This is a genomic window from Pseudomonas sp. RIT-PI-o (genome assembly GCF_001297215.1).
Classification (GTDB): Bacteria; Pseudomonadota; Gammaproteobacteria; order Pseudomonadales; family Pseudomonadaceae; genus Aquipseudomonas; species Aquipseudomonas moraviensis_A.
This window is the reverse complement of record NZ_LHPA01000005.1, coordinates 137,418-152,332: the sequence shown is the minus strand read 5'-3', so window position 1 is coordinate 152,332 and position 14,915 is coordinate 137,418. Positions and strand designations below refer to the sequence as shown.

The window sequence follows — 14,915 nt, the reverse complement described above, 5'->3', positions numbered from 1 at the left end:
TAATCGTTACTTCAGGCTATCGAAAACAAACTGCGCCGTCTCTTTCCAGGCAACGGGTTTGTAATCACGTTTGATCGCCGCTTCCTTGGCCGCCAGCGCCAGCGGATCGAAAGCATATTTGTGCAGTTCAGCGACCCACGCCGACACATCCCACGGCTCCAGGTAGTCCAGCAGCTGCCCGCCTACTTCCGGAATCGAAGCCGCATTGGAGGCCAGGCAATACTTGCCGGCAGCCAGACTTTCGGCAACAGGCAACCCCCAGCCTTCATACAAGGAAGGGAACGCGGTCATCATGCAGTTGCGATACAGATGCATGAGGTCAGAGTCCGAAACGTTGTTGAGAATCCGTATGTAATCCCGGGTTCTCGGGTCAAGCGAGATGTCCGATAACAAGTCACCCACGCCCCAACCGGGCATTCCGACGAAGACCAGTTTAGGCAGATCCTCAACACCGCTATCGATCAGGCGCGTATAGGCGCGATATAGCACTTCGTGATTCTTGCGGCGCTCGATCGTGGAAACGAACAGCACGAAACGCTCTTTCAACAATGTTTCGACGTCGGGGCTGACGGTGTCGCTCAACTCGTGGGATAGCTGGCAGCCCAACTTGACTACCGCCGTTTCAGGAATCGGCGCACCCAATTCATCGAGCAACGCGATCAGATCCTTGCGCGTGCATTCGGAAATGCACAGGATCTTGTCCGCGCACCAGGCAACGTCAGCAAAGTAATTGGCAAACTTGGCCGCAACATCACCCACGCACAAGTGTGGCAGCCTCACCGGAATCACGTCGTAGCAGAAGAGAATGACGCGCAAACCGACCTGCTTCTTCAACTCATAGAGATGCGCAAGGTCTTTATTGTCCCAGTCCAGCCCCACCGATATGTAGCTGTCGCCTTTGGCAAAGGGATGGCCGCCACTGTGCACTTTGCGTGACGAAGGATTGAATACATGGTTGCGCTGGGCCGGTTTGAAAAAAGCCCGTGCGGCCGAGATCAAATGGCGGACGCCGATCACCGCTTCAACGATGGAGGTACGGCGCAGCTGGAAAAACTGATAGATACGCCCGCTCAACTTGGGGGGCAGGCGGTTCAGTACCTTGGTCGCCTTTTCTTTCAGGCGCGCCTCTATCGAACGTTTATGGGTAGCGCCCGCAACTGTCCGGCCTGGCGCTGCCGCGTGAGCCCCGGAAATTCTCTTCAGGGTCGCTGCCACGTCGGCCGCATCGATCGCGCTGTATCCGGTAGCATGACTGAAGAAGCAGAACTTCACCTCTTCCCCCGCCGCGATCAGTTCGAGCGCATGGGCCGCAGCCTCGGCCTCGGTACGAATAATGCCTACGGCAGGCCGACGCCAGCCAAGAATGGTTGTTACATCAAACCAAGTGGTCATGCTTGCGCCTTCTGAACGATTACGTCTGCCGCTGTACGCGGAATTGATTCCAGACTCCGAGCCCACGTCAATGGCTCGCGCGATGCTCTGTCCGGGCCGTCACCACTGATCGTCGCAGGCCCGGTGAGACGCGCGCGGATTGCCGCATGAAACTCGTGTGGCGTACGCGCAACACTGAGCTCGGGAAGCAGAAGATGCTGTTCAAAACCACGAAATGCCGCTTCGGTACCGATGACGTACTTGCCAGAGTAAATGGCTTCCGCGGTTTTGATATTCGAGCCGCCACCGTGGGGGATCGGTAACAGAAATGCGTGCGCAAGTGTCTTGACGGCGTCCAGATCTTCGTCCGGCAGCATGTACAGCAGTTGCAGGCGCGAAAGGTTCAGTTGTCCCCAGCGACTGTCGCGAAGTGTGGTTTCGAGGTGCTCACATACACTGCCGACCACCACCAGTTTGCTGTCCGGAGGAATGCACGCCAGAGAACTGCCGAGGCATTCATTGAAACCCTTGAAGTTGGGCGGATGGGCACTGGCAACATAGAGAATCCAGGGCGACTGCGGCAGCCGCTCCTTCCAACTGGCGAGCAACTCCGCCCTGGCCGACCACGGCGCGATACCGTTGGACGCCAGCAGCGGTCTTTTCGCGCCCCAGACCTTGAGAATATCGAAATCGGCCTGGGTTACCGCCACGGCAATATCTGCTTCCAGCGTTGCCTTGCGCTCGAGCGTCTCGATGTCGGCGATCACCGATTCGGCGCCCTTGATGCCGTAGCTGTCGAGGATCTCCTGCTTCAGCGGAGCCTCGATGTTCTGCGAGCCGTAAATGAGGCAGGCATTGGCGTATTGCGGCATCTGGCGGATCTTCAGCACCAGCGGCCATAGCCATGGCTGCTCGACATGAATGACGTCGATCACTGGCGGCAGTTTCTTGAGAATTTCAGCGAACCCGCCCTGCTCCGACGCTGCGAATTCCCCGGACAGCAAATCGTTGATCAACGGCACGTACGTGCCCTTGTATTTCCTGAAGTCGCTGCCAGCCGGAAAGCTGACATCGTTGGCACCCAGGGTAGATGGCGGATAACCTTCCGGCTCATAGACAGCCAGATGAGTCACATCCCAACCATTTTCGCGAAAGGTCTTGGCGATGTTGGCGACCCGGACCTGTCCGCCGTGGCGGGGACTGGCAATCGGGTACGTGCTTAGCAATAAAACCGTTTTCAAAATGGCAACCTATAGAAATGATATTTCGCAACCCGCGCCCGCATCGCTGTGCTTCGGTCACCAAAGCACCGGCGCCGCTGAATACCAGACGGGCGAAGCTTCAAGCACCTTTGATCAACAACTCGATCTCTTTCAGACGCGCCCACATCAACGCCTGATCGCCACGGGTCTCGACGTTGAGGCGCAACAGCGGCTCGGTGTTGGAGCCGCGCAGGTTGAAGCGCCAGTCGGCAAACGACACGCTGATGCCGTCAGTCCTGTCGAGCGCGGGATTGAGCGGCAGGAAATGCTCCAGGACTTTGTGCAGCATCGCCGGCACATCTTCAACGCGATAATTGATCTCGCCGGTGCATGGATAAGCGGCAATACGCTCATCGACCAGTTGCGCCAGGCTCTTGCCAGTGCTGGACATCAGGGCCGTGACCAACAACCACGGGATCATCCCGCTGTCACAATAGGCGAAATCACGGAAATAGTGGTGGGCGCTCATTTCGCCGCCATAAATGGCATCCTCGATACGCATGCGCTCTTTGATAAAGGCATGTCCGGTCTTGCACAGCACCGGTACACCGCCCGCTTGCTCGACCTGCTCGATGGTGTTCCAGGTCAGCCGCGGGTCATGAATGATCTTGCTGCCCGGGTGTTGCTTGAGCAACATTTCCGCCAACAGACCGACCAGGTAATAACCTTCGATAAACCGGCCGGTTTCGTCGAAAAAGAAACAACGGTCAAAATCCCCATCCCACGCCAGCCCCACATCGCAGCCATTTTCAAGCAATGCCTGGCGCGTCAGCTCGCGATTTTCCGGCAGCAGGGGATTGGGCACGCCATTGGGGAAGTGACCGTCCGGCTCGGCATTGATCAGCGTCCATTCGAATGGCAACTTGCCCATCAACTCCTGCAGGACCGGCCCGGCAGCACCGTTGCCAGGGTCTGCCAGGATCTTCAGCGGCTTGAGGTCCGCCACGTCGATGTAAGTCAGCAGGTGGTCGATGTAACGGCTTTTATCGAACGCCTCACGCACGTTACCGACGGCATCCGCCAACGCGCCAAGGTCACCACTCTCTACCCGATCACGGATGGCGTTCAGCCCGGTGTCACCGCTGATGGGCCGTGACTGCGACTTGACCAATTTCATCCCGTTATAGCCTTTGGGGTTGTGACTCGCCGTGATCATTACGCCACCGTCGGCATTGAAGGCACTGGTGGCGAAATAGACTTCTTCAGTTCCGCAAAGTCCGATATCGATGACATCGGCACCTGCCTCTCTCAGACCACGGCACATCGCCTCGGCCAGCATCGGACTTTCCAGTCGCATGTCCCGCCCCAGCACGATGCTTCTGGCTTGCAACTCGACGACCATGGCCCGGCCGATCCGGTAAGCAACATCCTCGTTCAGATCGACCGGTACTTCACCACGGATGTCATAAGCCTTGAAGCAGCGGGTCTTGATAGGGGTATGCATTTCGATCTCTTGCCTGGGAATCCGAGACAGCCGCCGGTAAATGCCGCAGCTGTGAATCATCGATAGGGAGTGAAGTCGCGTGAAGCCACATGCAAATAAGCCCGACCGGTAAAAAATCGCCGATCAGGCTTAAGGCTGCAACCCGCTGTTATTTGTCGACGCGGCCGTAGTTGTCTTCGAAGCGGACGATATCGTCTTCACCCAGATAATCGCCGCTCTGCACCTCGATCAGCACCAGGTCAATGACGCCCGGGTTCATGAGGCGATGCTGGTGACCGGCACGGATGAACGTCGACTCGTTGGTGTTGAGCATCAGTTCCTGCTGGTCGTTGACCACGACCGCCATCCCGCTGACGACGATCCAGTGTTCACTGCGGTGATGATGCATCTGCAGCGACAGCGACGCCTTGGGCTTTACGACAATCCGCTTGATCTTGAAGCGTTCGCCATTTTCCAGGGTCGTGTAGGTACCCCATGGACGGTGGACCGTACGGTGCAGCAAATGCACGGTGTGGCTGCACGCCTTGAGCTGATTGACGATGTGTTTCACGTCTTGAGCGTGATCCTTATGAGCAATCATCACCGCATCAGGCGTGTCGATGACCAACAGGTCTTCCACACCGACCAGCGCAGTCAGACGCCCTTCGCTGTTCACATAATTATTGCGCGAGCCATGGGACAGCACTTCGCCTTCAAAGCGGTTGCCGTTTTCATCCGGCGCAGTCAGTTCGCTCACCGCGTTCCATGAGCCGATGTCACTCCAGCCGATGTCACACGGAATGGTTGCGACTTTCTGGGAACGCTCCATCAATGCATAGTCGATGGAAATATCCGGCACCTGCGCAAAGCTTTCGCTGTCCAGCGCCAGGCAACGATATTTGTTGGAGGAAGTCAGGCGAGACACCTCGATGGTCTTTGCAACCGCCTCGACAACGTCGGGGGCGTGCAGCCGAAGCTCTTCCAGGACGGTGCCTACACGGAAACAGAACATGCCCGAGTTCCAGAAATAGTTGCCGGCACTGACGTAGTTCTGTGCAGTCTCCAGATCAGGCTTCTCGACAAACCGGGCGACCTTCAGCCCGCATTTGAGCGGCGCCTCTTTCTGCGCCTCGATGTAACCGAAACCGGTTTCCGGATAGGTCGGCTGAATGCCAAACGTAACCAGCCAGCCTTCACTGGCCAGCGCCACGGCATTGGACACGGCCGCGGCAAAGGCTTTTTCGTCCTGGATCAAATGATCGGCGGCGAGCACCAGCATGTGTGCATCGGGACCATGGGTGGTCTCCAGTTGCAGAGCCGCCGCCGCCACTGCCGCTGCAGTATTTCGCCCAAAGGGTTCGAGGATGAAGCCTTGCGCGTGCCTGGCCGTGTTGACGACGCCGTATTCATCTTCAGTCTTGAACAGCAACTCACGATTGGTCACGGTGAGGACTTCCACCACACCGTCCAGCCGTGAGGCGCGCAGGAACGTCTTCTGGATCAGATTCTGACCATCCGGCAACTCCATGAAGGGCTTGGGATGGGCTTCTCGGGACACAGGCCACAACCGGCTGCCCACTCCGCCAGACAAAATTACGGGAATCAGTTCCATGCTCAAAGTCCTTAACCCTCTCTCCCGCCAATGATTGTCAGGAAAGCAGTCTCAATTATGTTTGCAATCGAACTGCACCAAACCCAGTGCAGAATCCTTGCCCCGCCTCTCGATCTCAAGACAACGGGACTGATGACACATGCGCCCTCGCGAGCGCGGAATACGTTGCGTAATTGCCTGCCATTCTACAGCGCCAATCGCAATTGATACCTCGACAGAATGCAACAAACAGCGCTCGATAAACCGCGCCCGTCAACGTGCTGGCTGATCGAGCAGCTTCTGCAAATATTGCCCGTAGCCGGTTTTCTTCAGGCGCAGCGCCTGAGCTTCGACTTGCTCTGCGCTGATCCAGCCGTTGTGGTAGGCGATTTCTTCAAGGCAAGCGACTTTGAGCCCCTGACGGTGTTCGATAGTGTGGACGAAATGCCCGGCTTCCAGCAGCGAGTCATGCGTACCGGTATCCAGCCAGGCAAAGCCGCGCCCCAACATTTCGACGTTCAGGGTTTTCTGTTCCAGATACGCGCGATTGATGTCGGTGATTTCCAGCTCGCCCCGCTCCGAGGGTTTGATGTTCTTGGCGATTTCGACGACCTGGTTATCGTAGAAGTACAACCCGGTCACGGCGTAGTTGGATTTCGGCTTCAGTGGCTTTTCTTCGATGCTCAGCGCGCAGCCATTGGCATCGAATTCCACCACTCCGAAACGCTCCGGGTCGGACACGTGATAGCCGAACACTGTCGCGCCTGAGGCCTGAGCGTTGGCAGAGCGCAGGTTTTCAGTGAAGTACTGACCGTAAAAGATATTGTCGCCGAGAATCAGGCAGCAAGGGTCGCTACCGATAAACGACTCGCCGATGATGAACGCCTGCGCAAGGCCGTCCGGGCTCGGCTGCTCGGCATAACTCAACTCGATGCCATACAGACTGCCGTCACCCAGGAGCTTGCGGAAATTGGGCAAGTCTTCAGGCGTCGAAATGATCAGGATTTCTCGTATGCCCGCGAGCATGAGCACCGACAACGGATAGAAAATCATCGGCTTGTCGTAGATAGGCAACAGCTGCTTGGACACCCCCAGCGTGACCGGATGCAAACGTGTCCCGGAGCCACCTGCCAGAATGATGCCTTTACGATTGGTCTTGATCATTTATTCAGAATTTCCCTGAGCATTCGGGTTACACCACTTTGCCAATCCGGCAAGTGTAGAGAAAAAGTAGCGCGCAGCTTTTGAGTATTCAGTCGCGAGTTCAGCGGTCGGTGTGCGGGCGTCGGATACGAAGTGGTTTCGACCGGCTCGATAGCCTTCACGGTGAGTAATTCACCATTGGCTTTAGCGAAAGCGATCACCTCGCTTGCGTAGCCATGCCAGGACACTTCACCAGCGGCTGCCAAGTGGTACAACCCCGCCAGCTCGGGCTGTTGCAGGGCCTGGCGAAGCGCCTGAGCCGTTACGTCGGCAATCAGATCTGCACCGGTAGGCGCACCAATCTGATCCGCGACCACGCTCAACGTTTCACGATCGCTGGCCAAGCGCAGCATCGTCTTCGCGAAGTTGTTACCGCGAGCACCATAAACCCAGCTGGTACGGAAGATCAGGTGCTTGCAGCCCGATGCAGTGATTGCCCGCTCGCCAGCGAGTTTGCTGGAGCCATAGTGGTTCACCGGCGCAACGGCATCGGTTTCCCGCCACGCGGCAGTGCCCTGGCCATTGAAAACGTAATCGGTTGAGTAATGAACCAGCCAGGCACCGGAGGCGGCGGCTTCTTCAGCCATAACACCCGCTGCAATGCCGTTTACACGGTCAGCCAACTCGGTTTCCGATTCGGCTTTATCAACGGCAGTGTAAGCAGCAGCGTTAACGATAACGTCGGGCTGCACCTGCCGAATCGTCGCGCGAAGAGCCTCGGGATTCGACAGATCGCCATTCAATCCATCGGCCTGATGGCGATCAAGTGCAATCAACTCTCCAAGCGGAGCCAGAGAGCGTTGCAGCTCCCAGCCCACCTGACCGCTCTTGCCCAGCAACAGAATTTTCATGCGTTGTTCGAGCGATCCGTGTAGTTCTGATCGATCCACTGCTGATAGCTGCCGCTCTTCACGTGCTCAACCCAATCAGCGTTGTTCAAATACCACTCAACCGTCTTGCGGATTCCGGTCTCGAAGGTCTCTTCAGGCGCCCAACCCAATTCCCGCTGGATCTTGCTGGCATCGATTGCATAACGCTGATCATGCCCCGGGCGATCCTGCACATAGGTAATCAGGCTGGCATGGGGACGATGGGCCGAATCAGGCCGCAACTCATCGAGCAACGAACACAGGGTATGCACCACGTCGATGTTCTGTTTTTCGTTGTGTCCACCGATGTTGTAGGTCTCACCGATGACGCCTTCGGTGACGACTTTGTACAACGCACGAGCATGATCTTCGACATACAACCAATCGCGAACCTGATCGCCTTTGCCGTACACCGGCAGCGGCTTGCCTTCAAGTGCGTTGAGAATGATCAGCGGGATCAGCTTCTCAGGGAAGTGACATGGGCCATAGTTGTTCGAGCAGTTGGTCACCAGCGTAGGCAAGCCATAAGTGCGTGCCCAGGCACGAACCAGATGATCGGAGCTGGCCTTGCTCGCCGAGTAGGGTGAGCTTGGTTGATAAGGCGTGGTTTCGGTGAAGAGGTCTTCCGGACCTTCGAGGTCTCCGTAAACTTCGTCAGTCGAAATGTGGTGGAAGCGGAAGCGCGCTTTACGCGCATCGTCCAGCGCGGCCCAGTAGTGGCGCGCGGCCTCGAGCAGCGTGTAGGTACCGATGATATTGGTCTGGATGAAGTCGGACGGGCCCGATATCGAGCGATCGACGTGGGATTCTGCGGCCAGGTGCATGATTGCATCCGGTTGATGCTCACGCAGAACGCGGTCGATCTGCTCACGATCACAGATATCGACTCGCTCGAACGCATAACGCGAATTCTGACTGACTTCCGCCAAGGACTCCAGATTGCCGGCGTACGTGAGTTTATCGACGTTAACGACTGCATCGGAAGTGTTGGAGATGATGTGACGGATGACTGCCGAGCCAATGAAGCCGGCACCGCCGGTAACTAGAATTTTCACGCGAAGCGATACCCTTGAGCTGCGGACAGCGCTGCCAGCGAGCGCGGTCTAATCCATGAATGCAGAAGCCACTATCAGTCGGCATCCGTCAGAGTCAGTCTGAATCGACATGCAGAAGGCACGATCGAACAAGGGACGCATTTTACAGCTTAATGATGGTTTTACTAATGGATAAAGGCAGGCCGAGGCGCAATTTCGACAGATGCCTTGCGCCTGCCGTTTTCAGACCATTCGCTTGCGTGCGGCTCTGGACGAACGCCCCAGAAACCAGCCCAATACCGGGCCGATCAGCATGCCAATCAGCAGCGCCAACACTGCAACCACCGAGACTGGCAACTGCGGGCCGGAAAAACCCAGAAACAAAAGCGCAACCGATTGCTGGTTCTCCAGTACAAATGCCAGAACAACCAGAACCATCAACAGAAGAAATACGCCAAGCAGTATGCGTTTCAGATTACGCATTCACACGCCCTCGAATTTGAATAGCGAAGATCAAGCGCCCTCCTCCTCTTCCTCGTTCACGCGGTCACGCAACTCCTTGCCTGGCTTGAAATGCGGAACGAATTTGCCGTCCAGACTGACAGACTGGCCGGTCTTTGGGTTACGGCCGACGCGGGGCGCGCGGTAGTGCAGGGAGAAGCTGCCGAATCCACGGATCTCGATGCGATCACCGGTGGCAAGGCACTGAGACATTTGTTCAAGCATGGTCTTGATAGCCAGCTCAACATCCTTGGATGAGAGTAGCCCTTGATGGGTGACAATTCGTTCGATCAACTCCGACTTCGTCATATTTTTCCCTTCTTTTTCAAGCAGCTAGATCAGCGCTTGAAAGGTTTTAGCATGCCCCGAAGAATTTGAACAGCCCAGGGATTGACATATCTTCCCCCGCGTTAAAACGCCCATTTTCAGGGCATCGAACCCGCGAGCCGGAACGCTGCGCACCTAGCGACACATCACCAGCATGGTCCGGGTGACAAAGCCTGCGGGATTGAAGCCGAACGGATAGTCGTCTTCATCTTTCGCATCATCAGAGCGGGTGATGACCTTGTAGCCTTTGCCCTTGCACTCTTTAGCCGCACGCTTCTGGCACTTCTCCCAGCTGGAACCGAGCCCCGAACAGTCGACTTCGATACCGCTGACACCACGTACTGCATGGGTCTTCGCACTGGTGGCACAACCTGCCAGCGCCATTACCATTGCAACAACAAGTAACTTGTTCATCCACTTCCTTATGCCAGGCAAGCCCGACGACTACACGCTCAAGACCAAGCTTAGTCGCGAATAGGCGATTGATCCGATTAAAGAAACAGACCCACAGGCGGACGCAATGGTTTCATGCACGGGCGTACAAAGAGCAAATCGCAGACACAAAAAAGGGCGACCGAAGTCGCCCTTTTTCATGATCAAGCAGAACTTAGTTCTGTTTGGCCATTGCTTGACGCAGCAGTGCCGCCATAGTGGTGTCAGCTGCTTCACCTTCCGGAGCTGCTTTCAGGCTCTGGATGGCTTCTTTCTCTTCAGCATCGTCTTTCGACTTGATCGAGAGCTGGATTACGCGGCTCTTGCGATCAACGCTGATGATCTTGGCTTCAACTTCCTGGCCTTCTTTCAGAACGTTGCGCGCGTCTTCAACGCGGTCACGGCTGATTTCGGAGGCTTTCAGGGTAGCTTCGATGTCGTCGGCCAGAACGATGATGGCGCCTTTGGCGTCAACTTCTTTCACGGTACCAGTCACGATAGCGCCCTTGTCGTTAACCGAGACGTACTCGGAGAACGGATCGCTTTCCAGTTGCTTGATGCCCAGGGAGATGCGCTCGCGCTCCGGGTCAACCGACAGGATGACAGTGTCCAGCTCGTCGCCCTTCTTGAAACGACGTACGGCTTCTTCGCCCACTTCGTTCCAGGAGATGTCGGACAGGTGAACCAGACCGTCGATGCCGCCGTCCAGACCAATGAAGATACCGAAATCGGTGATCGACTTGATGGTGCCGGAGATCTTGTCGCCCTTGTTGAACTGGCCAGAGAAGTCTTCCCATGGGTTCGACTTGCACTGCTTGATGCCCAGGGAGATACGACGACGCTCTTCGTCGATGTCCAGAACCATGACTTCCACTTCGTCGCCGACTTGTACGACTTTCGAAGGGTGGATGTTCTTGTTGGTCCAGTCCATTTCCGAAACGTGTACCAGGCCTTCAACGCCTTCTTCCAGCTCAGCGAAGCAGCCGTAGTCGGTCAGGTTGGTTACACGAGCGGTTACGCGAGTGCCTTCTGGGTAACGGGCTTTGATTGCAACCCATGGATCTTCGCCCAGTTGCTTCAGGCCCAGGGAAACACGGTTGCGTTCGCGATCGTATTTCAGAACCTTGACGTCGATTTCGTCACCAACGTTGACGATCTCGGAAGGGTGCTTGATGCGCTTCCAGGCCATGTCGGTGATGTGCAGCAGGCCGTCCACGCCACCCAGATCGACGAATGCGCCGTAATCGGTGAGGTTTTTGACGATACCTTTGACTTGCTGGCCTTCCTGCAGGGATTCCAGCAGAGCTTCACGCTCGGCGGAGTTCTCGGCTTCGAGGACGCTGCGACGGGAAACGACAACGTTGTTGCGCTTCTGGTCCAGCTTGATGACCTTGAATTCCAGCTCTTTGCCTTCCAGGTGCGTGGTGTCGCGCACAGGACGGACGTCAACCAGGGAACCTGGCAGGAACGCACGGATGCCGTTAACGTCGACAGTGAAGCCGCCTTTAACCTTACCGTTGATAACGCCCTTGACCACTTCCTCGGCTGCGAAGGCTGCTTCCAGAACGATCCAGCATTCAGCGCGCTTGGCTTTTTCACGGGACAGCTTGGTTTCGCCAAAGCCGTCTTCAACCGAATCCAGAGCAACGTGAACTTCATCACCAACGTTGATGTTCAGTTCGCCAGCATCGTTGTAGAACTGCTCAAGCGGGATGAGTGCTTCAGACTTCAGACCAGCGTGAACGGTTACCCAGCGAGCCTGGTAATCGATATCAACGATAACACCGGTGATGATGGAGCCTGCCTGAAGGTTCAGGGTTTTCAGGCTTTCTTCAAAGAGTTCCGCAAAGCTTTCGCTCATTTTAATTCCTGTAGATGAGGGCGAAGTAAACGCCCATCTCCACACCCCAGACGGTGTGGGTTAGTTTCATTTAAAAGAAGCACCGCAGGACTATGACTGGTCCCCTGCGGCCCTCTTGGTCACCCGGCGATATCGCGAATGGCGATCTCGCTCATGATGCGTTCAAGCACCTGATCGATGGAAAGCTCCGTGGAATCCAGCTGAATCGCGTCGGCCGCCGGCTTGAGCGGGGCTACTGCGCGCTGGGTGTCACGCTCATCGCGTGCACGGATCTCATCTAGCAGACTCGACAGACTAACACCCTCGACTTTGCCCTTCAACTGCAAATATCGACGGCGCGCCCGCTCCTCGGCACTGGCGGTCAGGAAAATCTTCAGCGGTGCATCCGGAAAAACCACCGTACCCATGTCGCGACCGTCAGCCACCAGGCCTGGCGCTTCCTGGAATGCGCGCTGGCGCTGCAGCAGCGCCTCACGCACGGCGGGCAGCGCAGCCACTTGCGAGGCACCGGAACCGACGCTTTCAGTGCGAATCACATCACTGACCTCATCGCCCTCCAGAATGATCCGCTGCAACTGACCTTCGGTCGCGGCGATGAACTGCACATCCAGATGAGCGGCCAATGTCTTCAGCAGCTCTTCGTTGGTCAGGTCGACGCCATGATTGTGCGCAGCAAACGCGAGCAAACGATAAAGCGCACCGGAATCCAGCAGGTTCCAGCCCAGACGCTTGGCCAGAATCCCGGCGACCGTGCCTTTGCCGGAGCCGCTTGGCCCATCGATGGTGATGACCGGTGCAATGTTTTTCACGACTGAGCCTCTTGTGCCACACGAATGCCGACTTGCCCGCACAGCGCGAGGAAGTTGGGGAACGAGGTCGCGACGTTAGCGCAATCGTGGATGCGGATCGGTGCGGTAGCGCGCAACGAGGCAACGCTGAAAGCCATGGCAATACGATGATCACCGTGACCGTGCACTTCACCGCCGCCGATCGGGCCGCCGTCGATGATGATGCCATCCGGGGTCGGTTCGCACTTGACGCCTAGCGCCAGCAAACCGTCCGCCATGACCTGGATCCGGTCGGATTCCTTGACCCGCAGCTCTTCGGCGCCGGTCAGCACGGTCCGCCCTTCGGCGCATGCAGCAGCGACGAACAGTACCGGGAATTCGTCGATCGCCAGCGGCACCAGTTCTTCCGGAATCTCGATACCTTTGAGTCTAGCTGCCCGCACGCGCAAGTCAGCCACTGGCTCACCGCCGACTTCGCGCTGGTTTTCCAGAGTGATATCAGCGCCCATCAAACGCAGGATGTCGATCACGCCAGTACGGGTCGGGTTGATACCAACGTGCTCCAGCACCAGTTCGGAACCCTCGGCGATCGAGGCCGCGACGAGGAAGAACGCCGATGACGAGATATCGCCCGGCACTTCGATGTGAGTTGCAGTGAGCTTGCCGCCGGACTCGACCGAAGCCGTGGCACCGTCGACGCTGACCGGGTAGCCGAAGCCACGCAGCATGCGCTCGGTGTGGTCACGGGTCGGTGCTGGCTCGGTGACGGTGGTCTTGCCTTCGGCGTACAGGCCGGCGAGCAGCAGGCAGGATTTCACCTGAGCGCTGGCCATCGGCATGGTGTAGGTCAGGCCTTTGAGCTTGTGGCCACCGCGAATGGTCATCGGCGGACGACCTTCAGCGGCGGTTTCGATCACGGCGCCCATTTCCCGCAGAGGATTGGCCACACGATTCATCGGACGCTTGGACAGCGACGCGTCGCCGGTCAGGGTGCTGTCGAAGTTCTGCGCCGCCAGCAGGCCGGAGAGCAGACGCATCGAGGTGCCGGAGTTGCCCAGATAGATCGGGCCCGGTGCCGGTTTCAGGCCGTGCAGGCCGACACCGTGAATGGTCACGCGGCCGTGGTGCGGGCCTTCGATGACCACGCCCATGTCGCGAAACGCCTGCAAGGTCGCCAGGGCGTCTTCGCCCTCGAGGAAGCCTTCGACTTCGGTGACGCCTTCGGCCAGCGAGCCGAGCATGATCGAACGGTGGGAAATCGATTTGTCACCCGGTACGCGAATCCGACCGGACAGGCGGCCACCAGGTTGAGCCAGGAAGATCAGATCGTTGGAATTCATAGCGTCCACATAGGCCCTGCGGGCCAGGATTTTACTGAAATGCTCGCGGGCAACCCGGGCGCGCGTGAAAACGCCCAACAATTGGTGCCCATCCCCTGCATCGACCGCGTCGCGCAAGGCGTCGAGGTCGCTGCGAAATGTATCGAGTGTGCGCAGGACAGCCTCGCGGTTGGCGAGGAAGATGTCGTGCCACATCACCGGGTCGCTTCCGGCGATTCTTGTGAAATCGCGAAAACCACCGGCAGCGTAACGGAAGATCTCCAGATTTTCATTGCGCTTGGCCAACGAATCGACCAGACCGAAGGCCAGCAGGTGCGGCAGATGACTGGTCGCGGCAAGCACTTCGTCGTGACGCTCGACCTGCATGTGCTCGACATCGGCGCCCAGCTCGCGCCACAGGCGATCGACCAGCGCCAGCGCGGCAGGATCGGTCTGCTCAAGCGGCGTCAGGATCACCTTGTGCCGACGGAACAGCTCGGCATTCGAGGCTTCCACCCCGCTCTGCTCGGAACCGGCAATCGGGTGGCCCGGCACGAACCGCGCCGGCATGCCGCCGAACGCTTCGGTCGCCGCGCGCACCACATTGCCCTTGGCGCTGCCGACATCCGTGAGGATCGCCTGCCCCAGATCCATTACAGCCAGACGTGCGAGCAGTTTTTCCATCGCCAGAATCGGCACCGCCAGCTGAATCACATCAGCGCCGACGCAAGCTGCCGCCAAGTCGTCTTCACAGCGATCGACCACACCCAACTCGACCGCGAGCTTGCGCGATTGCGGATCCAGATCGACGCCGACCACTTCACGGCACAGGCCGCTTTCACGCAAGCCTTTGGCAAACGAACCACCGATCAATCCCAGACCGACCACCACAAGGCGATCGATCATAGGTGCAGCAGGTTGCAGCGCAGTGACA

General features: G+C 57.6%; 13 protein-coding genes. All 13 read right to left on the bottom strand.

Annotation, left to right across the window (positions count from 1 at the left end):
* Positions 1–6: 6 nt before the first annotated feature.
* Positions 7–1,392, bottom strand: coding sequence for a glycosyltransferase family 4 protein (locus tag AEQ63_RS01265; protein ID WP_052512465.1), 1,386 nt, complete (start codon positions 1,390–1,392; stop codon positions 7–9).
* Complete coding sequence (locus AEQ63_RS01260; RefSeq protein ID WP_152972314.1) at positions 1,389–2,612, bottom strand: hypothetical protein; 1,224 nt, start codon at positions 2,610–2,612, stop codon at positions 1,389–1,391. Before AEQ63_RS01260 ends, AEQ63_RS01265 begins: the two co-directional genes overlap by 4 nt.
* Before the next feature lie 100 nt (positions 2,613–2,712).
* On the bottom strand, positions 2,713–4,077 hold the full coding sequence (locus tag AEQ63_RS01255) for a phosphomannomutase/phosphoglucomutase (RefSeq protein ID WP_064361508.1): 1,365 nt from the start codon (positions 4,075–4,077) through the stop codon (positions 2,713–2,715).
* Between the two features lie 148 nt (positions 4,078–4,225).
* Positions 4,226–5,668 carry a mannose-1-phosphate guanylyltransferase/mannose-6-phosphate isomerase gene (locus AEQ63_RS01250; protein ID WP_064361507.1) on the bottom strand — a complete coding sequence of 481 codons (1,443 nt, stop codon included), beginning with the start codon at positions 5,666–5,668 and terminating at the stop codon, positions 4,226–4,228.
* 252 nt (positions 5,669–5,920) lie between these two features.
* On the bottom strand, positions 5,921–6,811 hold the full coding sequence (gene rfbA, locus AEQ63_RS01245) for a glucose-1-phosphate thymidylyltransferase RfbA (RefSeq protein ID WP_064361506.1): 891 nt from the start codon (positions 6,809–6,811) through the stop codon (positions 5,921–5,923).
* Positions 6,808–7,701 (bottom strand): dTDP-4-dehydrorhamnose reductase, encoded by an 894-nt coding sequence (gene rfbD, locus AEQ63_RS01240; protein ID WP_064361505.1) that lies wholly within the window; start codon positions 7,699–7,701, stop codon positions 6,808–6,810. The genes rfbA and rfbD overlap by 4 nt, the downstream gene beginning before the upstream one ends.
* Complete coding sequence (gene rfbB / locus AEQ63_RS01235) at positions 7,698–8,774, bottom strand: dTDP-glucose 4,6-dehydratase (RefSeq protein WP_042607936.1); 1,077 nt, start codon at positions 8,772–8,774, stop codon at positions 7,698–7,700. Before rfbB ends, rfbD begins: the two co-directional genes overlap by 4 nt.
* Positions 8,775–8,996: 222 nt before the next feature.
* On the bottom strand, positions 8,997–9,236 hold the full coding sequence (locus AEQ63_RS01230) for a LapA family protein (protein ID WP_042607937.1): 240 nt from the start codon (positions 9,234–9,236) through the stop codon (positions 8,997–8,999).
* A 30-nt stretch (positions 9,237–9,266) separates the two neighbouring features.
* Positions 9,267–9,563, bottom strand: coding sequence for an integration host factor subunit beta (ihfB, locus tag AEQ63_RS01225; RefSeq protein WP_007950920.1), 297 nt, complete (start codon positions 9,561–9,563; stop codon positions 9,267–9,269).
* A 153-nt stretch (positions 9,564–9,716) separates the two neighbouring features.
* On the bottom strand, positions 9,717–9,995 hold the full coding sequence (locus AEQ63_RS01220; RefSeq protein WP_064361504.1) for a hypothetical protein: 279 nt from the start codon (positions 9,993–9,995) through the stop codon (positions 9,717–9,719).
* 193 nt (positions 9,996–10,188) lie between these two features.
* The gene (gene rpsA, locus AEQ63_RS01215) at positions 10,189–11,874 is read right to left on the bottom strand and encodes a 30S ribosomal protein S1 (protein WP_016770920.1); all 1,686 of its coding nucleotides are present in this window, start codon (positions 11,872–11,874) and stop codon (positions 10,189–10,191) included.
* Between the two features lie 119 nt (positions 11,875–11,993).
* Positions 11,994–12,683: a (d)CMP kinase gene (gene cmk / locus AEQ63_RS01210; protein WP_024013869.1), complete on the bottom strand. Its 690-nt coding sequence runs from the start codon at positions 12,681–12,683 to the stop codon at positions 11,994–11,996.
* Positions 12,680–14,887, bottom strand: a complete 2,208-nt coding sequence (locus AEQ63_RS01205) for a bifunctional prephenate dehydrogenase/3-phosphoshikimate 1-carboxyvinyltransferase (RefSeq protein ID WP_064361503.1) — start codon at positions 14,885–14,887, stop codon at positions 12,680–12,682. The genes cmk and AEQ63_RS01205 overlap by 4 nt, the downstream gene beginning before the upstream one ends.
* Positions 14,888–14,915 lie beyond the last annotated feature (28 nt).

Coding starts and splice junctions, on each gene's coding strand:
- AEQ63_RS01220 (WP_064361504.1), bottom strand. CDS start 9,995: ATGAACAAGTTACTTGTTGTTGCAATGGTAATGGCGCTGGCAGGTTGT.
- AEQ63_RS01255 (WP_064361508.1), bottom strand. CDS start 4,077: ATGCATACCCCTATCAAGACCCGCTGCTTCAAGGCTTATGACATCCGT.
- AEQ63_RS01250 (WP_064361507.1), bottom strand. CDS start 5,668: ATGGAACTGATTCCCGTAATTTTGTCTGGCGGAGTGGGCAGCCGGTTG.
- ihfB (WP_007950920.1), bottom strand. CDS start 9,563: ATGACGAAGTCGGAGTTGATCGAACGAATTGTCACCCATCAAGGGCTA.
- AEQ63_RS01205 (WP_064361503.1), bottom strand. CDS start 14,887: ATGATCGATCGCCTTGTGGTGGTCGGTCTGGGATTGATCGGTGGTTCG.
- AEQ63_RS01265 (WP_052512465.1), bottom strand. CDS start 1,392: ATGACCACTTGGTTTGATGTAACAACCATTCTTGGCTGGCGTCGGCCT.
- rfbD (WP_064361505.1), bottom strand. CDS start 7,701: ATGAAAATTCTGTTGCTGGGCAAGAGCGGTCAGGTGGGCTGGGAGCTG.
- AEQ63_RS01230 (WP_042607937.1), bottom strand. CDS start 9,236: ATGCGTAATCTGAAACGCATACTGCTTGGCGTATTTCTTCTGTTGATG.
- rpsA (WP_016770920.1), bottom strand. CDS start 11,874: ATGAGCGAAAGCTTTGCGGAACTCTTTGAAGAAAGCCTGAAAACCCTG.
- rfbA (WP_064361506.1), bottom strand. CDS start 6,811: ATGATCAAGACCAATCGTAAAGGCATCATTCTGGCAGGTGGCTCCGGG.